The sequence below is a fragment of the Dinoroseobacter sp. S375 genome (genome assembly GCF_049800775.1).
In the GTDB taxonomy this organism is placed as follows: domain Bacteria; phylum Pseudomonadota; class Alphaproteobacteria; order Rhodobacterales; family Rhodobacteraceae; genus Dinoroseobacter.
Genome location: NZ_JBNAFR010000012.1, coordinates 31,775 through 51,791, shown reverse-complemented (window position 1 = coordinate 51,791; position 20,017 = coordinate 31,775). Strand labels below are relative to the sequence as shown.

Below are 20,017 nucleotides of genomic sequence, written 5' to 3'. Positions count from 1 at the left end.
GATACTGTTCTTTCATTGGCGAAGTTCCGCCTTAGCGGAGCCAAAAGATTGCGAGGCTCGCAATATTATAATATTGTGAGATCGATGGCCTTGGTCTGGCCATGACATAGAATAGCGGAGACAGTCATGCGCACATTCGCAGAGTTCCAGATTCTCGGTCGCGTCGGCAAGGTCAAGGAAGTTGGCAAGACCGTGCGGATCACGATTGCTGCCGAGTACGGGCGCAAGGATGATCGGGGCGATTTCCAGGCGAATCCCTACTGGAACGAAGTGACGATCTTCAATCCGAACGTGATGAAATGGGCGCTCGAGAATGTCGCTCCCGGCGATCTGGTGAATGCCCGTGGGACACTTCGCCAGTCGCAATGGGAAAACCAGGATGGCGGGACTGAATACGGTGTGACCATGGCCGCCGAGGACTTCGACAATCTCACGCTCGCTGTGAAGAAGTCGATGGACCGCGCCGCTGCGTAGTCGCCAAGCTCAAGCCTCCAACCCTATCGCAACCTGCGATCTGGATTTTGCAAAGTTCCAAAGCTAGGTTTGAGTCATGCCGGGTGACACAGATAAAGACCGCTTGAGAACGAATGCGGATAGCGAAGACCAGGCCGCGGATTTCGAAAGCCTGTCCCGGTTCCTCGCTCCGCGCATCCAGCAGGCGCGCGATGGAATACTCTCGACCAAATCCATAACAGATATCAAGAAAGACGCGCGTCGACTGTCCGGGTTGTGAGGGTCTTCTCGCAGTCAGTCGCCTGCCGCTTCGTGTTCCGGGTGACATGACGAGAGCCAGCACCTGATTGAGATTTCTTGGGTTTCGAGGTGCATTTTCGCCAGTAAGCGGATGGTCTAACCGTCTGTTCATTGGCGGGCTCCGGCCCGCCTTTGGATTCTAAGAGACTCAGTTTGCCAGGTTTGACCTGTAGGTCTCCCAGGGCTGCCGAAGGTTTGGCCCCTTCTTACAAATTGACCGATCCAAATAGTTTCAGGGGGAGGCGCGGCCTCCCCCTCGGACCAGACGCAAAAATAGGGTCTCCCCAACATCGGTCCCGGCTCTGCCGCGCTGCGATGCCGGGCGATCCCCCTCCCCATTTTCGATCTGGTCTCGCCCCCTCCGCACTCGCCGTGAGCAGATTTGCAGGACAGCCGCGACGGGCGCGGTGCCTGAAAGCCGCATTCAGGATGAGGAGCGATAGACATGGCCAAGATCGACATCAAGCAGCATGTGACAGACACGATCATCTCCGAAATGGAGAAGGGTACGCCGCCGTGGCGGAAACCGTGGACGGGCGACGCAACTGGAGCCGCCCTGCCTTTGCGACATGATGGCACCGCCTATCGGGGGGTGAATGTCCTGATGCTTTGGGCCACGTCTCACATCAGAGGCTATGCGTCGGCCCGCTGGATGACCTATCGGCAAGCCCTCGCGCTCGGGGCGTGTGTGCGCAAAGGCGAGAAGGCCACGCGATCGGTTTTCTATGGAACCTTCGAGAAAGAGATCGACGGCGAGAATGAGCCGCAAACCGGCCGCTACGCCAAGTGCAACAATGTCTTCAATGCCGATCAGATCGAGGGTTTGCCGGAAGACTACTACGTCCGCCCTGCCCCGCCCCTTGATCTTGGCACCGAACCAGTACCTGAGCTGGAGGCATTCTTTGCCGCAACGGGCGCGACAGTTGTCACCAGCGAGACGCCGAAGGCCTACTACGCACCGGGTCCGGACCATATTCACATGCCCCCGATTGGCACCTTCTTCGATGCGAGCGGGTATTACGGCACTTTGGGACATGAGACCGTTCACTGGACCGGGAGTGCATCGCGGCTCGACCGGATCAAGCGTTTCGAGGACCGCGCCGGATACGCGTTCGAGGAGCTGGTCGCAGAGATCGGCGCGTGTTTTCTGGCTGTTCAGCTGGGGGTCGCGCCCGCCTTCGATCAAAGCGCCGCTTACATCGAAGGATGGTTGCAAGCGCTGAAATCGGACAAAGGGCTGATCTTCAAGGCCGCGGCCGAAGCGCAGAAAGCGGTGGATTTCATCAATGCGCAAGTTGAGAGGTACGGGCAGGCAGCTTAGGCGGCCCCTCGTTTATACGTTTCCCATTGGAGGTGACGCGGCAGCAGGCAGCGCTGCCGCCCCCTGGCCCGCCTGTCGCTTCGCGCCGAGCCCTTTGGGCGATGATCCTACCCGTGTGGCATCTCTTCCGGCGGTATGTCCTCGTATCGCACATCGGTTTTGGGACCGTTGCACCACATCGGCTCGAGGTCGCCGGTGTTCCATTCATAGAGCCAGCCGACATGCGCGCCGGTTTCCTGATCGATGATCTTCTTGATGGGGTGCGCTTCAGATCTTCTGCTGTCCGGCATCGCTGTCTCTCAAGGTTCATTGCACAGGTAGTGTTTTCTTTCCCCGCATCACAAATCGTGACAGGGTAAGCTGCTGCTTACCCGCGAGTATGCGCGGAGCTTGAGAGGATGGGGGTGAAACCAAATCGACAAGAGTGGTGCGGGCGGAGGCGCAGCCGACAACACGGTCTTGTCTATTTTGTTTCAGGGGGAAGGAAGCCGAAACTCCTTCCCCCTCTAGACAAAAATCGCGGCGCGGCGATGCCGCGCCTTCAAGAATACTGCTTGCGCAGTTCCTTGATGAGGCTTGTGAGTTCCGACCAGAACACAGGTTCCAACTGGCCCTGGATAACAGCTGCGTCCGAGCGCAGGCGGAGCGGATCGGCCTGATCCCGCAGCTTGTCGAGGACCTGGGCGTCGAGTGTCTTCATGGTCCGAAAGCTCATATTGCTCGGAAGACGCTCGGCGTCATCCGGAGCGACGTATTTCGGTTTGAGTTCGAACTTGTCGATGGCGCGCTTGCCGGCAAGGCGCACAACATCCGAGGCCGGCAGGCCGGCGGCTTCCAGAGCGTCCAATCCTGGGCCATGGTCCTTTTTCGGGGCGGCGCGAACATGTACGGCGCGGGTCTCGGGCTTCTTCGGCGCCTTTGGTTTCGGTGCAGGCTTCGTCTTGGACTTGGTCTTGTTTGCAACGCTTGCTGGTTTGGCTGGCGGCTCCGGGCTTGGGGCCTGTTTCTCGGCAGCTGGTTTTGGGTCTGCGGTTGGAGCAGCTGCAGGCTTCGCCTCCTGAGCTGGTTCTGGTTTGGGAGTGGGTTCGGTGGGTTTCGGCTTGTCTCCGAACTGTTTGCTATACACCGGGTCGTCGCCGAGGAGTGAGGTGATTTTCTTGCGCGCCATTATTCAGCCTCCAGTACCAGTGAGAGGATTTCACGCGCCTCATCGAGAGCCTCGTCGTAGAGGCGGGCATGGGTGCGCATCAGCGGGTTGGGGTCTTCGGTTCGCCATTTCGAAATCTGGTGGAAGAGGCCCTCGCGATCGACATCGGCATGTTGCTTGCGATCCATGAAGAGCTCCTCGATGACCGGGAACTTTGCATTGGCTTCACGCGCCATGGCGCGCATGGCGTTTGATGGGTTCTTGTCGACGCGGGAGAGCACGACCGTGAGTTTCGGGAGGACTGAGGGGTCTTCGGCGCGCTCAAAGAGGCCCTGGTACCAATTGTAGGTGTCGGTGGCGATCCGCATATCGGTGTCCGACAGCATCATCGGCAAGACGATGTGATCGCTGTGGACGGCCAACTCGTCGGCCCATTGGCCCCCTGCCCCCATCGTGTCGATGATTACGAAGTCGGCCGTGTCGTTTTCATAGGCGTCGTCGATGATCGCTTCGAGGTCGGAGGGACTTTCGATGCCGAGGACCCTAAGTCCTGGGGCCGTCGATGCGACATCCGGGTTTTCGGTGGTGACGCTCTCCCACCAGCGGAAGAGTGCTTGCTGCGGGTCGGCATCGATGGCGATGCACCGTTTCCCGTCAGCGATGATGGCGCTCATCAAGGCGCGTGCGAGCGCTGTCTTTCCCGCACCGCCTTTTCGGGTCATGATCGCGATGACCTTCAACTGCTCGTTGGGCATGATCCTGTATCCTCAAGGGTCGTTTTTATGATTTTGGATACGGTATATGCCAGAGAGGATGTTGCATCAAGGATAACTGATGCTGCATGTTGCATTTGCCATAAATGATACTTGATGTGGCATAGCGGATGTCTGAGGCATGATGTGTGATATTGGATTTCCGATTTTGAATGGCCGTCTTGGCGTTTTTTGTGTTTGCATATCCGATGTTGCAGCTCTGATACTGCATATGTGATTTGCCATGAGCCGGAAAAGTGCGGTTTCTGATGTTGCCTGGCGCACCGAAGCGGTCCCGGGAGGTGGTTGTGGGCTCGCATCGCGCATTTCGGCGAGACATCGCCGCCGCCACGCGCGATATGTGATTTGCCATAACTAATAATGCATATGCGATATCACAGATCACATGTGCCATCATATTCGCCAGAATCCTGGCCTAAACCGGAGGTTAAAACCGATCGCTTCCGTTCAAGCAGCGCGTAGCGGGCGCCAGAGAGGGGCTACAAGCCGATGAAGAGGTTTTGATAGGGTACGGGTGCCAAATCGCGCTTAGGCCGCTCAGTACGCGATTTTTTCCAAACTCGTGTTCCGGGAAAGCGAGACCCTGACGACAAAAAGGAAGAGCCTCACGCGGACGCGTTCGGCTTGAAACGGAATACAGGCCATCCTGTCGTGGTTCGATAAAGAGTATTTATTGACTGCAATACTATAATATCAGACACTCCAGATGGCCTGTATGAGACTGGCAGGAAATAGGGAGTGTATTTGCAGTATGGTGTCACGGCGCAGATTGACCCCCGAAGAGCGTCAGGAGATCGTTCGCGAACGCCAGAAGGGTGTGACGCACGCGAATTTGGCTGTGCAGTTCGGGGTCAGTGAGCGCACGATCTATTACACGCTTCGGACTGAAAAAGACCGATGTCGGGATACGCGCATTCGCACAAAGCAGGTCAGTGTCACGCTCACGCCAGAGGAGTTGCAAGGCTTCGACGAGGTGCTCGCGCGGCACGGAGTGTCCAGTCGGTCTGCGGGTGTTCGCCTTCTCATCCAGTCGGCAAACGGCGTCTTTCAACCCGACCAACATCTCGCCGAGGAGCTCAAGTTGTTCCGCGCGGCGCTCAATCGCGTGGGCAACAACGTGACCCAGATTGCCAAGCGCCTGAACGAGGCACGCGCGAAAGGGATCGCGCCGGTCTTCGGCGAGCGCAGCCTCACGCAACTGCGGCTCCTGTCCGGGTTCGTTCTCGACTTCGCGGACGAGGTCGATGCGCTCGCGCGGCGGCGGGTGAGCAATGTGACGCTTGAAGCCCACAGCGCATTGAAGGGCTTCGCAGATGTCCAGGAGTGATGCCGTCACACTCGTCACCGGGGAAATCTTTCGCGAGGGCTGGAGCCGCATCAGGGGGTCGATGCAAGGTCTGGGGACACGGCGGGCGCAGATGGTGCGCGCGGCTTATGGCCACCGGGCCGCCGTCTTCAAACCGATCCGCACAGGCGGCACACACACCAAGGCCCAGCTCCAGAACCAGCTGACCTATTTGACAACGAAGTCTTCCCACATTGTTGACAGCCGGGGCGTCCATGATGGGAAGTCGCGGCTCTCGGGGGAGGAGATCACTTCGGTGGTCAAGCGGTTCACGTCGCGGTGGGATGAGGGGTTCAACCCCAAGCTCGGACATACCAGTCACCTTTTGATGTCGTTTCCACGCGGCACCAAGGCCACCCATGTCCGCGACATTGCTAGTGATGTCTGCGAGCGCTTCTTCCAGAATGCAGACCGCAACTTCGACTACCTGATCGCGGTTCACCAAGACCGTGACCATCCACATGCCCATGTGGTTCTCAATCGCCGGTCGCAGGAAGGCGAGTTCTTCTATCTCGGACGAGATCATCACTTCAACTACGACGCCTTCCGTCTTGCGATGGTCGAAGACGCGGAGAAGTACGGGGTTCGTCTCGAGGCGACCCGGCGCGTCGATCGCGGTGAATCCCATTATCCACCCCGCACCCGCGAGGTCTATGCGGCGAAAGAGGAGGGGCGGGCGGTTCGCCAGCGGGAACGGGTCGGAGAGGATCTTGACCGCGCCCTCGGTGAGATCGCGGGCAATGCTCAGGTGTATCGATCGCTCGCGGCCGAGGCGTCGCCTGAGAATCGCGCAGACATCGAGGACGCCTTGCTCAAGGCCAGCACGCTTCTCGCGCGGCAGGGCAAACTCCCGCAAACTGGAGACATCTATATGAGCCAGGACCAGAGTTTCGACGATCTGAACAGTCGCTTTGCCGATGAGATGAACCGTGTTGCAGCTCTGATCCGGGAGGCACCAGAGGCTGACCGCCCGGCGCTGCAAAAGCAGATGGTGGCAGCCCTCAGACCCGTTGCACATATGCAGCCGCTCGGATTGCGCTCAGGCACGCTGACAGAGCGACCGACCGAGACTGGCATCTATTCTGAGGCCAACATCAACGCGGGCCTGTTGGAGAAGCTGCGGGAAGGGCGCACTAGGGCGCAGATTGACACTGCCTTACGCGGGACCGGGATTTCCTCGGAAACGGTTGTGGCGCGTATCGAGCAGGGGGCCGATACGGCGGCTCTGGAACGGGAATGGTATGCTGACGATCTTGAGAAAATCGCGGAGGCGCAGAACCTCAATCTCGAGCGCAGCGAGGACCTGAAGGTCGCCGTCGGCAAGCTCGACAAGGTGCATGTCGCCCTCGGGACAGCCCTGGAGCGTGCGGAAGTGCTGCGCCGTGATGGTGTCATCGAAGACGACCGTACCCCAGACATGCATTACGATGCAGAAAGCGTGGATGATGCTGCGCGCGCGATGCGGCAAGACATGCGCGGGCAGGGGCTTTCCGAAAAAGACATTGCCGAGCGCGCGGATGAAATCACTATCCGTGTTGAGGTCCGCCTCGAGATGGAGCAGCGAGCCTTTCTGCGGCGACATCCTGATCTGCCGGCACGGCCAAGCGATGTGATCGATGCGCGTAATCCGTTCAACGTTCGCATCATTGACGAGGAGCGGGCGGACCGGATCGATTCCGAGATTGATCGCATCCTGTCGCGGTCCGATGGGCCCTTGCAGATCGACGAGGCCGTCGCGAACGATGTACGCACACGATATCCGGACATGCCGGAGCATCTGGCGCGCGGTCTCGGAGCAACCTATGCGGCCACATTTGCCGCCAGGCGCGGCGAGGTCACAACGGATGATCGACACGCGGTTGCGAAAGCCACCCACAGATTGCGGGATAACTTAGTTCTTGCAGGCGTCGTTGCCCATGAACGTATAGACAAGATCAATCCACCCTTTGCCGATGAAGATGGCAGGGCGGCCTATCGCGCGGAAGTCGAGAGCCTTCTTGACGATGACAGGATCGCCGCCTTGCGCGCAGGGGATGCCAATGCGCTCGACCAGGTGATCGACAACCGGCTGGACCGGCTCTACGCCGCAAAAGCCTACCTGCAGTCGGATGAGGCGACCGCAAACAGTGATGCCGTGCGCGAGGTGGTCTCGGAAATTGCCGAAGAGGAATATGACGCGCAGCGCCTGAAGAGCCTGCAAAGCCATACCGAGAAAGGGCAGACCCATGGATAGGGGTCGAATCGCGCTCGGCATTCTCCTCCTGACCCTTCTCAGTGCGGGGTTCGGATATGTCTTTGCGAGTGCGTTCCTGTCGTTTCGCGACCTTGGATTGCGCGCGGAGATCGATTTTCTCTGGCTCGCCAGGAATTACCTGAGCCTCCGTCAGGTGCGTCCCGATGATTTTCAACTGGCCAATCTCATCATTGGCGGTACGGCCTTTGCGGGCATGCTCCTGAGTGCGGTCCTGTCCGGCACCGCATTGACGAAGTTCGGCAAGACCCATTGGCAACGGTCCGGGGAGTTGAAGCGCAACGGCTTCTTCGCGGCACCGGGCAGCGGGTTCATCCTCGGCAAGATGACCTCGCCCAGGCGGCGGGGCCGGTATCTGTCCTCGAGCGTCTATCCTCATGTGCTGTGCGTGGCCCCGACTGGGCGCGGGAAGACGACCGGCTTCGTGATCCCGAACCTGCTGACATTCCGCGGCAGCGCTGTTGTTCTCGACGTGAAGGGCGAGAATTTCGAGGCGACGGCCCGACACCGGGCGGCAGAGGGGGATGATGTCTATCGTTTCGCCCCCACGGACTGGAACGACCGCCGGTCGCATCGCTACAACCCGCTCCTGCGGATCGCCGGCCTCCGCGATCCCAACCAGCAGCAAATGGAACTGCAACTCCTCGCAACGCTCTTTCTGCAAACGGATAACGATCGAACGTCCGGCCTGCTCAAAGGCGGGATCGATCTCTTTGTTGCGGCGGGCCTGCTCGCATTCGAGCGTAAGCGCCCCACACTCGGCGAAATCTACCGCATCACGGCGTCCGGTGGGGACAAGCGCAAGGAGTTCATGAAGCGGCGTGACGAGGTGCAGAACACGGCGGCCAAGCTGATCTTTGAGCGGATGGCCTCAACGAACAATGACACGCTGACCTCCTATATCTCGCTCCTGATGACCTCCGGCCTCGATCAGTGGAGCAACCCGGCCATCGATGCCGCGACCTCCACGTCGGATTTCGACTTCCGGACCATTCGCAAGAAGCCGTTCTCGGTCTACCTGGTCGTGGCCCCGAACATGGTGCGCCCCATGGCGGCGCTGATCCGGTTGTTTTTTTCCGATCTTATTGCGTCCTTGCAGGATCGGGAGCCGGGTCCAGACGAGCCTTGGCCGGTCATGATCATGCTCGATGAGTTCAATCGGCTCGGAAAGATGCCCATCGTGGTCGAAAGCATCGAGACATTGCGGTCTTATCGCGGTCACCTCGCGATCGTGACCCAGACCATCCCGGCGCTCGACGAAATCTATGGCGAAAACACCCGCCGCGCCTTGCAGGGGAATGCCGGGATCAAGCTCTATCTCACACCGTCCGATGAAAAGACCGTCGAGGAGCTGAGTGGCGCGGTCGGCATGACCACCAAACGCGTGGTCACCCGTTCACGCTCCATCGGCCGCAATCCGTTCGAGGGGCGCAGCATGTCCGAGCGCACGGAAGAGACATCGCTCTTGCCCAAGGACGAAGCCCGGCGCATGTCGCTCGATGACATCGTGATGGTCGTGGATGCCCAGATGCCGGTACGGGCGAAGCGCATTCGGTATTTTGACGACCCATTCTTCAAGAGCATTCACAAAGCACAGTCGGGCGAGCTGCCGTTTCCAGAAGTGGTTCCCGCAGAAGACCCGCGGGTCCAGGTGACTGAGGCGGGGCAGGGGGAACGGGCGGCAACCCGCGCGGAAGACGTTGAGGCCAAACCGGAAGCTGCAATGGCGCGGTCTGCCCGCAAAGCACCGTCGAAGCCGGTTGAGACAAGCATTGCGGCCTCACAAACCACGGCGTCCACTGGCACGACGCTTGCCACCAGTCGGCGCAAGAAGAGTGCGAAGGCGCTTCGCGAAGTTGGTTTGACCCCAGATCAGGCTGCGTTGGACCTCACCGTGCAGCAGAGTTTCAAGCTGACGGACATGATCGCCGGTGACGGAGCAGACGCCAAAGCTGCCGTGCAATCGACGATCTCTGCACTTGCGGAAATTGGTGCGGAGGACCCGGCAGGTCAGGGCGGGGGCGCAGCGTCGCGCAAGGCAATTGTGGCTGCGGCCGATGCAGAGACCGATTCAGACGGTGATGATGATACATCTCCCGTGAGCGAGGGCATTGAGGATGGCGTCGACATCGGCGAAATCACGAAGCATCGTGTACGGGATGGTGAGGATATCGAGACCGAATTCAGAGAACGGGCGCTCACACACAAGGTGTGAAGCCCGTTCTAACACTTCTTTGCATCCGCCAAACGCTGAGCACGGGCTTTCTGAGCTTCCATCCGAGCCGCTGTCCCTGTCGATGGTGGGTTGGGGTTTGTGGGGACAGAATTGTTGGCTGGGACCATGGAGCCGCGCGCTGGCAAATTCTGGAAGCCTAGGAACTGCCGAGAGCGCATTGCGGCATATTCTGGAGCAGTGGCTGTACCCACCAAGAACCGATTGTATGCTTGCTGGCTACCCATTGCGGCACGGCTAAACGCGTAGGTCCCACCTAGCCCTGATGTCAAAGCTGGCATCACGATGTTGCCGGATATCGCTCTGACAATGAAGGGTGTCGCAATGATAAATCCCTTTGCCATCAGCACCATCATGAAGAATGGAATTAGGGCGCCGATGTTGGTTGCGCCTTCGGGATCTCCCAGCTCAACAAGCAGCGCGCGCGATACACCTGTAATCGTAGCAAACACTCCGGCCACGACGATTGGGTATAGCGAAAACGATACCAAGGCCGACAGCCATCGAGCGAAGTAGTCTTTTGTAACGTCGAAAAGCGTGAGGAAGATCATGATCGGAGCGATTCCGATCAACAGAGCGATCATTAACCGTGACGCAACGATAATGAAGGCAGCAAGTCCGCCAAGCAGCGAAAGAAGAACAACTCCTATAGTGTCCATCAACGCGCCTGCCATCCAATTCAGTTCTGCTCCTGCGGAGTTGAGATAGTCACCTAAGCTGGCAATCAATCGGTCAAATTCTTCGGCAAAGGTCCCCGAGGGTCCCGGTGTACCGCCTCCCACCGAGGCGACCAATGAACCTGCTATGCTGTCGATCCCGCTCAGAACAGCGGAGGAAAGCGAATTGAATTGAGCCCAGTTGGTCGCAAACACGCCTACAAGGACGATTTTGATGGCTAACCAGAAGGCGCTTCGACCGTCTACTGATCGGTACTGAAACGCGGCGTTCAACAGAACAAAAATTACGACGATAGTCGCAGCTACCTGGATAATTGTGCCGGTAGTGGCGGCGACGGCGCCAAACTGCGTTTCGGCAGCAGTTTCCAAGAAACTCTCAGCTGTTTCAACGAAGTATGTAACGACCGACATACTGCGACCTCAGTTCCAATGCCCTTGAGCGACGCAAAGTTCTCTGGCGAGCGTCCGGTTGGTCCTGATCGCGGCTTCGTATTGCTCGGTCGCTTCGTATACATCATGGCGATCTTCAAGCCGGGCAAACCGCTCCCGGTATTCAACAAGCACAGCTTCCCAGCCAGGAAACCTGTTGTCGCATGAACAGTCATTTCTTGACGCGATCAATTCGAAGGAATGAGCGCGATACATTCGCTGGAGCAAGTATGCCCGATGCGCGTCTTTGGGGCCCATGTCGGAGATTATCGGTGGTTCTTCCGGGCGATCCTGGCAAAAAGGGAAGGTTTCGCTTTCGTTTGCCAACGCTTGTTGAGAGATCGCGTCCAGTACCGTGGCAGCTAAACCAAGAATGACTGGGACAACCCACCTCATGCCGCTTGTCCAGGCTTGTCGCTCTCATCGTCTTTTGAGCGTTTGAGGAACACTGTAACGACACTTCGGTAGTTGTCCGAGTTGACTACAGATACGACTTCAAAGCCGGCATGCCCCCATTCTGCAAGTTCAGTCTTCATTTGAGCTGTCATACCTTGCTCCGAAAGATCGTAAGTCAGGACTTCGTGTTCAAAGGTCTTCATGTTGCGTTTCCTCCCGTTTGTCCGGGCAAATAGAATTCCGTGATCCCGCGGTCGCCTGCATGGCGCGCGGCATGGATGATCACGTCAATTGAGCTTTCGATGTATTGTACCATGTCGGTGTGGGTCATCGGCACTTCAGTCTTGAGAGCGGCGATCGCTAGGCGTTGAATTGCCAACTGGGGCGTTTCGGCGTGCAAAGTGGTCATGGATCCGCCGTGGCCGGTGTTGATCGCTTCAAGGAAGGTCATTGCTTCGGAGCCTCTGACCTCGCCCAGAACGATGCGATCCGGGCGCATGCGCAAAGTCGATGTCAGCAACGTGTCAGCGTTGCGTGTTCTCTCTTCCCTGCTGGCCAGCAGGGTCACGACATTTGGTTGCGCAGGGATCAGTTCAGCGGCTTCCTCGATTGTGATGATGCGTTCTTCTGGCGCGACGAACGACAGGATCTTACGCGCAGCTACAGTCTTGCCGGTCGAGGTGCCGCCTGAAACGATCATGTTCAGCTTGTGTGCCACGCAGAAGCGGATCGCGGCGTAGATATCGCCGCCTTTGACGACATCTCGAAGCTCCCGGTTTCTGTTCAACCTGTCTGTCTCGAGGCTACGTTCGGCCCCAAAAAGGAATTTCAACTCGACGTCGTGGAGGGGCAGGGAGGTGAAAAACCGCAGCGAGATCGACATGCCTTCGCTGACGGCTGGTGGCATGATGACTTGCGCGCGCACCGGGCGGTCCCGGTACTTGATGCTCACCGATACGATGGGCTTGGCTTTGCTGATCGTCGAGTTTGAGGCCGATGCGATCTGGGTTCCGATGTCCTTGATCTCGGTCGGCGTCAGGCTGCGTTCCAATGGCGACATGAACCTGTCGCCGTGGAATTCGCCCCAGACAGAACCGTCAGGGTTGATGCAAATCTCGATGACGTCCTCGCGAGAAGCATCGGGTAGCTTGTCGAGCGAGGCCTGGAGATAAGCGCCCGACATCAGAAGATCTCCAGATCACGGTCCACCATCACAGTGATCCTTGCGCCCTGTTCGACGTAGATCACCGGACCGATGGAGAGGTAGTCGTTTATGACACTGTCGGCGCTGTCCGCGAAGTCGTCACCCACATCTTCGAGGATTTCGGCAGACGTTTCATCCTGGACCTGCGCCGCGGCGGCGCCGGGTAAAGCGGTGATCAACGATATGAGGGCCGCCGAGCCGAAACGCTCTTTGAAGCGTGTGTCGACAAACCCCGTAGCGCCGGCGCGTCCAAGTTCATCGCCTCCAAACGAGCTGATAGTGACCGTTTGGTTGGTGGGCAGGATGATCCGATCCCAGGCGATCGTGATGCGGCTTTGTGCGATGTCGGCACCCGAACGATATCGGCCGATCAGCTTCGATCCTCTCGCAATCAAGATGCGGGATCCGTCATAGGAGTGCACGTCCTCGGTGATGACCGCGCGGACCTGCCCGGGGAGTTCGCTCGAGATTGCCGTCTCCATTGCGGCCTGGATCATCGTGCCTTGCACAATCGTATTGCCGGGGTTTGCGATGACCTCGGCTTGCGTGACGGTTGAGGGTAGGGCGCCGTTCAGGACGAAGTCGGTCACGTCTTCGAAGGTCCGTTCCGCGAGTTCGCCTTCGCCCGTGCTGTTTCCGCCAAATGCGATGGTCGGCGACTTGATCCGCGCTTCCTGAAACGCCGCTTCCTCGTCCCTTCGACGCTGCAGCTCAGCCAAGCGTCTTGCTTCTTCCTCTCGTTGCAACCGCAGGCGTTCGGCTTCCAGGAGATCGGCTTCTGACGGTCCAGGCGCAGGGGCGGGGGTCTGCAGTTTTGCGAGGTCGAGGTCCATCCGCAGTTGTTGAAGCTCCCGATCTCGCGCGGCCAGTTCTTCTGCAAATTGGTCCTGCGCTCTTTGTGAGGCTTCCTCCAGGGCGGCAATCTGTGCCGTCAGTGCGTTGATGGCGTCTGCGGCCGCGGTGTCTTCTTCAACAACCGGTTCCGGTGCGTTCTGCAGCGCTTCGATCTCGGCACGAAGGGCTGCAAGTTGTTCGAGCAATTCCGCATTCGGCTCGGGGTCCGACTCGACAACCACGACTTCGGGTTCCGGCGGGGCAGGGGGCACGAAGGGCTCGATTTCGCCAAACCCATCCCCAGTCATCTGAAACTCTTCTGGTTGCGCGGTCGGGAGCGGGTTTTCTGGTGTTTTCTGCAGAGCTGAGTAAACGAGCAGGCCCAGAACCGCGATTGCGCTCGTTCCAAGAAGTCCCACCAGAAGAGAGGGCTTTGATCTCGGTTTGGACGGTTGCGCGCCTTCGAGTGCGGCGAGGCGTTTGCTGAGATCATCGATATCACTCATGACGATGCCCCCGCATTGGTCGATTGAATGCAGACGATCTCGTCCCCCAGCCTGAGGACCCATTCGTGGCCAACACCGGAGACCCGCAGAACGCCGTCCTCGACTTGCGTGCTGTTGACGGTTCGCTCGCGGCCATTGTTGTGCTGGAAGATCGCGGGAACGGGCGCATTGCGAGGAAATCGGAAGAAAGTGAACGTGCCGTCATCCCACACCGAAGACGGTGTGAAATTCGTCCGATCGCTAGCGGCGTAGTTGTAGTTCGGCGCGCGTTGCGCAACTGCGTTTGTGGGTCGCCGGTTTTCGTCGGGATACCGAAACTGCACCACGTAGAATGTGGGTGACGAACTTTCAGTCACATTGAAGTAGTAGCTGCGCCGGTTGGTATAGACGGTGATGTTGGTGTGAACCCCTCGGGCATTGGGTTTCACTGCAAATGCGCGTCCACCAGGCACTCCGTCGAGTTGAAATCCTTCGGTGTCGCCAGCAATGATCGAGCGGATGGTTTCGCCTTGTCCGAACTCAACCGTCGTCACATGGGTCAGGCTGACTTTGAGTCGATAGACCTGTCCGTCCTGATACGTTGCCACACGGACGCGGCTGTCATTCGGTCCTGATCTTGGAATGGCCTCGGCAAAAGCGGTGTTTGCCGCAACCGATATCGAAACAGACAGAAGAGCTGGGAGGATCAAGCGCATTGTCAATTCTCCAACCTGTCGGAGCGAATGGCATACTCGGTGACGGTGAAGCCGAAGGGGTTGGTCCAGACATCGTCGATGGACCGGCGCTCCTCAGGACGAAACTCGAAGAGCAGGGTCGCCGTGAAGAGACCAGCCTGGATCCCCTGAGGTGAGGTTAGACGCTTCCGCAAGCGAACCGTTGCACGGTTGCTCCCGATCCGGTTGATGCTGAGAACCTCGACCTCAAGGCGGGCATTGGCTCCATAGACCTTGGGCGGATAGGCGTCGGTGTTTGCACTGTTCCAGATGTTGCGCATAGAAGTCTCGGCGGCCCCGTCGGAACGCTCGAGAATGCTGCGCACGCGGACATCGTTGTCGAGTTGATTGTAGGTTTCGCGGTCGGTCACGTAGCGAAACACGGCACTCTCGATGATGGCCTGGTTTTCCGTGACTGAGACGGCGCCCACCGATGCATTGGGAAGCGCCAGACCGGTCTCTGGGTCATAGGGTACGACAACAGGAGCCGGATCGACGTCGAGGATTGAGACGGCTGCGGCCGAAAGACAGCCCAAAACACCGAAGATCAGACCAGCGAATGCAAGTCGCTGCCATAGCTGCTCGCGGCGGCGTGCCCCGTAGATCAGTTCTTCTTCGACAATTTCGGCTTCGCGCGTCACCGGCCAGCGTCTCCTATCTGGCTTCAAGCTCGGGCAGAGTGAAATCCATGTAACGTTGTTCCTCGGCGATGGTGGCTGCGTCGATGACGCCGGTTTGTCCGGTCCCGATCGTTTGCACAGCTTCGAGTTGCCACATCGCGACCAGCGCGATTGCCAGTTCCGCCGTGACGCGCGTGTTGAGATCAACACTGTCTTTCAGCTCTTCCATGTCGCCGATCATGCCAACGAGGCGATCCACCCGTTGCAGAGACTGGCCCGCCTCCTCATAGGAGGTCTGGGCCGCGGCGGACATGACAGCGCCGGTTGTGGCGCGCGTCGCGGTGCGACTTGCCCCGTCATTGCCGCCTGTCGCCATCTCGCGCAGCGTGTCTTCGTCAAACCCGGCCTCGGCCAGGACACGGGTAATTTGCGTTTCGATCCGGCTTGCGCTGTTGCCCGCGAGCCGGGAAAAGTCGCCTTCGCGAATAGCATCAATTGTCGCCAGGATGTCGCCGAACTCCTGATCAAGAAGCCCGTTCAGTTCGTCCTCCATCTCGGTGCGGATGACAGTGGGAAGCTCCATCAGCCCCGTCAGCGCAGCATAGGTGTCTTGAAGCTGGGCGAGTTGCTCCTGAAGCGTGGCGAATTGCTCACGCAGCTGGACGAGTTGTTCGTTCTGCAGGACCTCGTCTTCGATCATCTGCCGGAGTTGCTGGATCTCCTGCGCGATGTTTTGAGTATCGACCGTCGGCACGCCTTGGGCGACCGCCGGTGCAATGAGGAAAGGGGCAGGGGCCGTTGCCATCACCAGACCCAAGGCGGTCAGGCAAAGACGGCGTCGCGCCCAACTGAAAGTGCGATGTGTCATTCCAAGTCCTCCAGTGTGAAATCCATGAACTGCTGTTCCTCAAGCTGCGCTGAGGCCATGGCGATCTCGGCCGCGCTCAAGGGTCGTGTTCGGGTCGCCTGCAGGCGTGTGCGTGCGGCGATGAGCCGAACAAGTTCAGCGCGCGCGTAGGCGTTCAACGCCATCGACTCTTGCAGGTCCGACGTTTCACTGATGCGCTCGACGATGCTGGCAATCCGCATGGCGGCGGCTTGAATGGAGGCCATCGAGTGATTGCCGTAGGTCGCAGCACCTGCGCTCGTCAGGGATAGGTTCGAATTTGCGAGCAAAGCCGGATCGATGGTGCCAAGGGCTTCAGCGCCGCCCATGCGGGCAAGATAGGCGTTGTATTTTTGCGGGATGACGGTGACGTAGTGCCGGGTTTCCGTGAATGGCGGCACACCGCTGTATTCGATGACCCGCCCCGGACCCGCATTGTAGGCGGCAAGCGCATAGATGATGTTGCCGTCAAAACGCGCCAATTGTGCCGCGAGATACCGCGCGCCGCCATGCACCTGCAGGTAGGGGTTGTCATAGTATTCCGGATAGATGCCGAGATCGCCGGCGGTGCCGGGCATGATTTGTGTCAGACCGAATGCACCGACCGGTGAACGTGCGCCGATGGTGAACCGGCTTTCCTGCCAGATCAGAGCCTGCAGCAGGGCACGCCATTGGCGGACGCTCAGTCCCGCGCGGCCGACGCCCCCAAGACCGTGGGTCTCCTGTGCGACGCGAATTATGAGCTGCTCAATATTGAGTGCAGCATCGCCAAACATCTGATCAGCACCTGGATTGGGATCATCTGCGCCGTATAGAAAATCTGCAGATTGCTCTGGCGTTCCGCCGACCTCGAGCGCGTCGATGGTGCCCGGAATGCCCTGGCCGTCAAAGCTCGTTTGCGCGTCGAGGATCTGCTGGAGCACCCTTAGCTGCTCGCGTTCGATCTCAGCGATCTGCTCTTTAACGGTGAGCTTTTCGCGTTGAACGGCGAGATCACGTTCGCGATGCGCATTTGCCGCCTGGTTGCGCACCGCCAAGCCGGCATCCACGGTTGGCACACCTTGAGCTTGCACTGTTCCCCAGCAGATGCAGATAGTGCAAAGATATGCCGCGCATCTGGAGATCACTCGCGCCACCCCGTGCTGCGATCGGCATCGCCCAAGGGCTCAAAGTTGCAGTTCTTCTCGGCGGGCCCTCGCGCCACGAAGCTGAAGCAGTTGGCCTCGGACGGTCTGTACTGCTCGCATCCCGCGAGGGCTGAGATCAGGATCAAGAAGGGAACGTGAAATCTCATGGCAGCCTCCAGAAGTCGGGACGTGTTCGGTAGTCCGTGCCAACCAGTTGTTCGCCCTTTTCCATCCCACCGAGGATTGTAAGCAGGGGACCCAGAGCGCTGAGATCGGTGTCGACGACAACGGAGCCCTGATCATCCCGCACCAACCCAAGACGTGAGTTGCTCCCGGTGTTCAGCAGGACATCGAGCTGTTTGTCGTTGAGATTGAGCATCGCGTAGTCGGACGCATTGGCCCGAATATTGGGCAGCAGGATTTGTGTCGGAACGGCTTCGATGATGGTTTTGCCGGTCCGCGTCTGTTCCAGCTGGCTGGCATATTGGGTCATCATCACGACAACCGCGTTCTGTTTTCGAGCGGTGACCAGCCAGTTGGACAATCGCTCGGCAAAATAAGGATTGTCCAGCGCCTTCCAGGCTTCGTCGATGACGATGATTGTGGGTTTGCGATCCTCGATTTTCCGTTCGACCCGCCGAAAAAGGTAGGACAGAACGGCCATGCGCTCCTTCTCGCTTTCGCTGTCGAGGATACCGGTGAGATCGAAGCCGACGATTTCACCCTCGAGCGAAAACGTATCCTTCTGGGTCTGTCCGAAGATCCAGCCGTATCGCCCGGTTTCTGTCCATTCCAGAAACCGCTCATGCAGGTCGCCATTGTCATCCGTCGATCCAAAGAGCGATGCGAGATCAGACCAGTTCCGGAGGTCGTCATGGGCCGCGGTTGCGTTCTGGCGGACCACTTCCTGAATCCGGTTTGCCTGGGCTGGTGACAGAGGCTTGTCTTCGCGATGGATCAAGGCCGCCAGCCAATCGGACAACCAGGCCTGACCGCGCTCATCAATCTCGGTGCGAAGAGGATTGAGGCCTGTCGGCTCGCCCGCCTTCACAGCCGAAAAGCGGCCACCGTTTGCCCGGACAGCCATCTCCATGCCCTGGCGATAATCGAAAACAAAGACACGCACCCCGATGCGGCGCGCCTGCGTGAGCAGGAAGGCAGACAGGACTGACTTGCCTGATCCGGGACGACCGAGGATCAGTGTGTGCCCGCCAGTTGGCTCTGCGGTCGGGGCGCCTTGTTCATGATAGCTGAAGCGATAGGCGGATTGCTCCGGTGTGGGGAACATCGTGATTGTTTGGCCCCAGGGGACCTGATCGTTGGTCTTTCCGAGTTGGGTGCGATGAAAGGCAGCGAGGTCGGCAAAGTTCCGGTTGGTGATTGCCGCCTTGCGGCTCCGGGCAGCAGTGTTTCCGGGGTGTTGCGCGAAGAAATGGGTCTTTGCCGCGAATGCTTCGGTGATCAGATTGACACCTTCGGACGCCCCGATGTTGCGCACTTCCCCGGCAATGGCGCTGAGCTCTTCCGGTGTGTCACCGAAGACAGTGACAGTCATGTGGTGATCGCCAAAGCTGAGGCGTTTGGATTCCAGATCGTCGAGTGCGTCGGCGAGTTGGGCTTCCAATGAGATTGCGCCGTCATCGGCGGCGCGCATCAGCCGACGTTGGCGCTTGATCCGCGATCCCATGATGTTCGAATTGATGGGCGTGAACGAATGGGTGACGACCATATCCACCGGCAGGTTCAGGTCATCGAACATCGTGCAGGCGGTCTTCGGAGGATAGGTCTTGATGGCGAATGTGGTCCCGTAACGCGTCCCCACCGCGCCATCGGAAACGACAAAGCTTGCGCCCTTGAAGGTGACCCGGCAGTTGGCAACGTCATGCGCCACAAAGCCAAATTTGGAGGACAGGAAGAGGGGCAGTTCCTGGCCCGTGTTCAGGCCTCCAAGAAAGCCCAGAAGCTCACCCGTGCTTGCCTTGAGGAGGCGCGGGGACATATCCGCGAAGGTTGATTTCAGGAAGCCGACAACTTCGCCCAGGCGGCGCAAGCGTTTCTCCGTCTGGGTCGCCAGGAGCGAGACGGATTTGCGCGTCGAAAAGGGCAGACGTGACACGAGGGCAGGGCGATGCACCACGGTCAACGTCAGCGTTTTGTCCCGAAGGCCACGTTGATCCAGAAATCTGCGCCACTCGGTATCTACAGCCGCAGCGAAATCATCGCCTTCAATTGGCCGCAGGTGGTGTTCAATCCCCTTCGAGACCTTGTGCACATAGAACCCGAAATCCGGACCGATCTGGGCGATGATCTGCGCAAAAAGCGCCCGTGTTTTGTCGAGGTACACATCATCTGTCGTATTGCTGTTGACGCCCTTCAGTCGAAGGCACTGGAAGAGTTCATTGCCGCGCGTTCGAACTGTCTGGCCGTCGACCAGGCTCACATAGGGCAGCATATGGGCCAGTTGTCTTTCCCTGCCGGTCCATGCCGGAAGAAGCGTGTCCTGCGCTTGGACGTCGTCACGGGGCATAGCTGTCGCCCCCGTGTATTCGACGGTTCGCGGTCGGTGGGGTTTCCTGCAGAGTGGTGGCCACCACGTCTAGGAAATTGGGGTCCCAATCCGCCGCTTTCCAAAGGGCCGGATAGGCCGCCGCTGCCGCAATGGCAACGGCCCAATGCTGGATCCACAGGAACAGCAAAACGGACCCGAACAGCCAGACCATGGCGTACATGATCGGCAATCCGATCAATTTGGGGGGACGCACGAGCCCGGTGAAGAGGGGGGACTGTTCCGCTGCCATCTTG

At 58.9% G+C, this 20,017-nt stretch carries 22 protein-coding genes; 6 read left to right on the top strand and 16 right to left on the bottom strand.

Annotated features, from left to right (window positions below; genetic code table 11):
* Positions 1-126 precede the first annotated feature (126 nt).
* The 3 genes from ACP150_RS19730 to ACP150_RS19720 all read left to right on the top strand — a co-directional run bounded on the left by ACP150_RS19730 (position 127) and on the right by ACP150_RS19720 (position 2,074).
* On the top strand, positions 127-474 hold the full coding sequence (locus ACP150_RS19730; RefSeq protein ID WP_424968424.1) for a single-stranded DNA-binding protein: 348 nt from the start codon (positions 127-129) through the stop codon (positions 472-474).
* A 76-nt stretch (positions 475-550) separates the two neighbouring features.
* The gene (locus ACP150_RS19725; RefSeq protein WP_424968423.1) at positions 551-733 is read left to right on the top strand and encodes a hypothetical protein; all 183 of its coding nucleotides are present in this window, start codon (positions 551-553) and stop codon (positions 731-733) included.
* Positions 734-1,198: 465 nt separating this feature from the next.
* Positions 1,199-2,074 carry an ArdC family protein gene (locus tag ACP150_RS19720; protein ID WP_424968422.1) on the top strand — a complete coding sequence of 292 codons (876 nt, stop codon included), beginning with the start codon at positions 1,199-1,201 and terminating at the stop codon, positions 2,072-2,074.
* Positions 2,075-2,181: 107 nt separating this feature from the next.
* On the opposite strand, the gene ACP150_RS19715 is transcribed toward ACP150_RS19720, so the two are convergent.
* From ACP150_RS19715 to ACP150_RS19700, 4 genes are all read right to left on the bottom strand, one after another.
* Positions 2,182-2,364 carry a hypothetical protein gene (locus ACP150_RS19715; protein ID WP_424968420.1) on the bottom strand — a complete coding sequence of 61 codons (183 nt, stop codon included), beginning with the start codon at positions 2,362-2,364 and terminating at the stop codon, positions 2,182-2,184.
* Between the two features lie 251 nt (positions 2,365-2,615).
* A complete protein-coding gene (locus tag ACP150_RS19710; RefSeq protein ID WP_424968419.1) occupies positions 2,616-3,242 on the bottom strand; it encodes a hypothetical protein in 627 nt (208 codons plus the stop codon).
* On the bottom strand, positions 3,242-3,976 hold the full coding sequence (locus ACP150_RS19705; protein ID WP_424968418.1) for a ParA family protein: 735 nt from the start codon (positions 3,974-3,976) through the stop codon (positions 3,242-3,244). Before ACP150_RS19705 ends, ACP150_RS19710 begins: the two co-directional genes overlap by 1 nt.
* A 25-nt stretch (positions 3,977-4,001) precedes the next feature.
* Positions 4,002-4,388 carry a hypothetical protein gene (locus ACP150_RS19700; RefSeq protein WP_424968417.1) on the bottom strand — a complete coding sequence of 129 codons (387 nt, stop codon included), beginning with the start codon at positions 4,386-4,388 and terminating at the stop codon, positions 4,002-4,004.
* Between the two features lie 375 nt (positions 4,389-4,763).
* On the opposite strand from ACP150_RS19700, the gene ACP150_RS19695 reads away from it, so the two are divergent.
* The 3 genes from ACP150_RS19695 to ACP150_RS19685 are packed head-to-tail and all read left to right on the top strand — an operon-like array spanning position 4,764 to position 9,805.
* Complete coding sequence (locus ACP150_RS19695) at positions 4,764-5,321, top strand: hypothetical protein (protein WP_424968416.1); 558 nt, start codon at positions 4,764-4,766, stop codon at positions 5,319-5,321.
* On the top strand, positions 5,308-7,572 hold the full coding sequence (locus tag ACP150_RS19690) for a relaxase/mobilization nuclease domain-containing protein (RefSeq protein WP_424968415.1): 2,265 nt from the start codon (positions 5,308-5,310) through the stop codon (positions 7,570-7,572). The genes ACP150_RS19695 and ACP150_RS19690 overlap by 14 nt, the downstream gene beginning before the upstream one ends.
* On the top strand, positions 7,565-9,805 hold the full coding sequence (locus tag ACP150_RS19685; protein ID WP_424968414.1) for a type IV secretory system conjugative DNA transfer family protein: 2,241 nt from the start codon (positions 7,565-7,567) through the stop codon (positions 9,803-9,805). The genes ACP150_RS19690 and ACP150_RS19685 overlap by 8 nt, the downstream gene beginning before the upstream one ends.
* Before the next feature lie 8 nt (positions 9,806-9,813).
* Here ACP150_RS19685 and ACP150_RS19680 read toward each other — a convergent pair whose 3' ends face one another.
* The 12 genes from ACP150_RS19680 to ACP150_RS19625 form a co-directional block, all read right to left on the bottom strand.
* Positions 9,814-10,911 carry a type IV secretion system protein gene (locus ACP150_RS19680; RefSeq protein WP_424968413.1) on the bottom strand — a complete coding sequence of 366 codons (1,098 nt, stop codon included), beginning with the start codon at positions 10,909-10,911 and terminating at the stop codon, positions 9,814-9,816.
* Positions 10,912-10,920: 9 nt separating this feature from the next.
* The gene (locus tag ACP150_RS19675; RefSeq protein WP_424968412.1) at positions 10,921-11,325 is read right to left on the bottom strand and encodes a hypothetical protein; all 405 of its coding nucleotides are present in this window, start codon (positions 11,323-11,325) and stop codon (positions 10,921-10,923) included.
* Positions 11,322-11,528 carry a hypothetical protein gene (locus tag ACP150_RS19670; RefSeq protein WP_424968411.1) on the bottom strand — a complete coding sequence of 69 codons (207 nt, stop codon included), beginning with the start codon at positions 11,526-11,528 and terminating at the stop codon, positions 11,322-11,324. Before ACP150_RS19670 ends, ACP150_RS19675 begins: the two co-directional genes overlap by 4 nt.
* Positions 11,525-12,508, bottom strand: a complete 984-nt coding sequence (locus ACP150_RS19665) for an ATPase, T2SS/T4P/T4SS family (protein WP_424968410.1) — start codon at positions 12,506-12,508, stop codon at positions 11,525-11,527. Before ACP150_RS19665 ends, ACP150_RS19670 begins: the two co-directional genes overlap by 4 nt.
* Complete coding sequence (locus tag ACP150_RS19660; protein WP_424968409.1) at positions 12,508-13,869, bottom strand: TrbI/VirB10 family protein; 1,362 nt, start codon at positions 13,867-13,869, stop codon at positions 12,508-12,510. Before ACP150_RS19660 ends, ACP150_RS19665 begins: the two co-directional genes overlap by 1 nt.
* Positions 13,866-14,564 carry a TrbG/VirB9 family P-type conjugative transfer protein gene (locus tag ACP150_RS19655; protein WP_424968408.1) on the bottom strand — a complete coding sequence of 233 codons (699 nt, stop codon included), beginning with the start codon at positions 14,562-14,564 and terminating at the stop codon, positions 13,866-13,868. The genes ACP150_RS19660 and ACP150_RS19655 overlap by 4 nt, the downstream gene beginning before the upstream one ends.
* Before the next feature lie 2 nt (positions 14,565-14,566).
* Entirely contained in the window at positions 14,567-15,223 is a 657-nt protein-coding gene (locus ACP150_RS19650; protein WP_424968407.1) for a virB8 family protein, read from the bottom strand.
* A 13-nt stretch (positions 15,224-15,236) separates the two neighbouring features.
* Positions 15,237-16,070 carry a type IV secretion system protein gene (locus tag ACP150_RS19645; protein WP_424968406.1) on the bottom strand — a complete coding sequence of 278 codons (834 nt, stop codon included), beginning with the start codon at positions 16,068-16,070 and terminating at the stop codon, positions 15,237-15,239.
* On the bottom strand, positions 16,067-17,146 hold the full coding sequence (locus ACP150_RS19640) for a lytic transglycosylase domain-containing protein (RefSeq protein WP_424968405.1): 1,080 nt from the start codon (positions 17,144-17,146) through the stop codon (positions 16,067-16,069). Before ACP150_RS19640 ends, ACP150_RS19645 begins: the two co-directional genes overlap by 4 nt.
* A 65-nt stretch (positions 17,147-17,211) precedes the next feature.
* Complete coding sequence (locus ACP150_RS19635; RefSeq protein WP_424968404.1) at positions 17,212-17,382, bottom strand: hypothetical protein; 171 nt, start codon at positions 17,380-17,382, stop codon at positions 17,212-17,214.
* Positions 17,379-19,742 (bottom strand): type IV secretion system protein B4, encoded by a 2,364-nt coding sequence (locus ACP150_RS19630; RefSeq protein ID WP_424968403.1) that lies wholly within the window; start codon positions 19,740-19,742, stop codon positions 17,379-17,381. Before ACP150_RS19630 ends, ACP150_RS19635 begins: the two co-directional genes overlap by 4 nt.
* A complete protein-coding gene (locus tag ACP150_RS19625; RefSeq protein WP_299882694.1) occupies positions 19,732-20,013 on the bottom strand; it encodes a type IV secretion system protein VirB3 in 282 nt (93 codons plus the stop codon). The genes ACP150_RS19630 and ACP150_RS19625 overlap by 11 nt, the downstream gene beginning before the upstream one ends.
* Positions 20,014-20,017: the final 4 nt, after the last annotated feature.

Bases quoted from the DNA above. Each gene is read 5' to 3' on its own strand.
- ACP150_RS19730 (WP_424968424.1), top strand. From the start codon at position 127: ATGCGCACATTCGCAGAGTTCCAGATTCTCGGTCGCGTCGGCAAGGTC.
- ACP150_RS19725 (WP_424968423.1), top strand. From the start codon at position 551: ATGCCGGGTGACACAGATAAAGACCGCTTGAGAACGAATGCGGATAGC.
- ACP150_RS19720 (WP_424968422.1), top strand. From the start codon at position 1,199: ATGGCCAAGATCGACATCAAGCAGCATGTGACAGACACGATCATCTCC.
- ACP150_RS19715 (WP_424968420.1), bottom strand. From the start codon at position 2,364: ATGCCGGACAGCAGAAGATCTGAAGCGCACCCCATCAAGAAGATCATC.
- ACP150_RS19710 (WP_424968419.1), bottom strand. From the start codon at position 3,242: ATGGCGCGCAAGAAAATCACCTCACTCCTCGGCGACGACCCGGTGTAT.
- ACP150_RS19705 (WP_424968418.1), bottom strand. From the start codon at position 3,976: ATGCCCAACGAGCAGTTGAAGGTCATCGCGATCATGACCCGAAAAGGC.
- ACP150_RS19700 (WP_424968417.1), bottom strand. From the start codon at position 4,388: ATGGCACATGTGATCTGTGATATCGCATATGCATTATTAGTTATGGCA.
- ACP150_RS19690 (WP_424968415.1), top strand. From the start codon at position 5,308: ATGTCCAGGAGTGATGCCGTCACACTCGTCACCGGGGAAATCTTTCGC.
- ACP150_RS19685 (WP_424968414.1), top strand. From the start codon at position 7,565: ATGGATAGGGGTCGAATCGCGCTCGGCATTCTCCTCCTGACCCTTCTC.
- ACP150_RS19680 (WP_424968413.1), bottom strand. From the start codon at position 10,911: ATGTCGGTCGTTACATACTTCGTTGAAACAGCTGAGAGTTTCTTGGAA.
- ACP150_RS19675 (WP_424968412.1), bottom strand. From the start codon at position 11,325: ATGAGGTGGGTTGTCCCAGTCATTCTTGGTTTAGCTGCCACGGTACTG.
- ACP150_RS19670 (WP_424968411.1), bottom strand. From the start codon at position 11,528: ATGAAGACCTTTGAACACGAAGTCCTGACTTACGATCTTTCGGAGCAA.
- ACP150_RS19665 (WP_424968410.1), bottom strand. From the start codon at position 12,508: ATGTCGGGCGCTTATCTCCAGGCCTCGCTCGACAAGCTACCCGATGCT.
- ACP150_RS19660 (WP_424968409.1), bottom strand. From the start codon at position 13,869: ATGAGTGATATCGATGATCTCAGCAAACGCCTCGCCGCACTCGAAGGC.
- ACP150_RS19655 (WP_424968408.1), bottom strand. From the start codon at position 14,564: ATGCGCTTGATCCTCCCAGCTCTTCTGTCTGTTTCGATATCGGTTGCG.
- ACP150_RS19645 (WP_424968406.1), bottom strand. From the start codon at position 16,070: ATGACACATCGCACTTTCAGTTGGGCGCGACGCCGTCTTTGCCTGACC.
- ACP150_RS19635 (WP_424968404.1), bottom strand. From the start codon at position 17,382: ATGAGATTTCACGTTCCCTTCTTGATCCTGATCTCAGCCCTCGCGGGA.
- ACP150_RS19630 (WP_424968403.1), bottom strand. From the start codon at position 19,742: ATGCCCCGTGACGACGTCCAAGCGCAGGACACGCTTCTTCCGGCATGG.
- ACP150_RS19625 (WP_299882694.1), bottom strand. From the start codon at position 20,013: ATGGCAGCGGAACAGTCCCCCCTCTTCACCGGGCTCGTGCGTCCCCCC.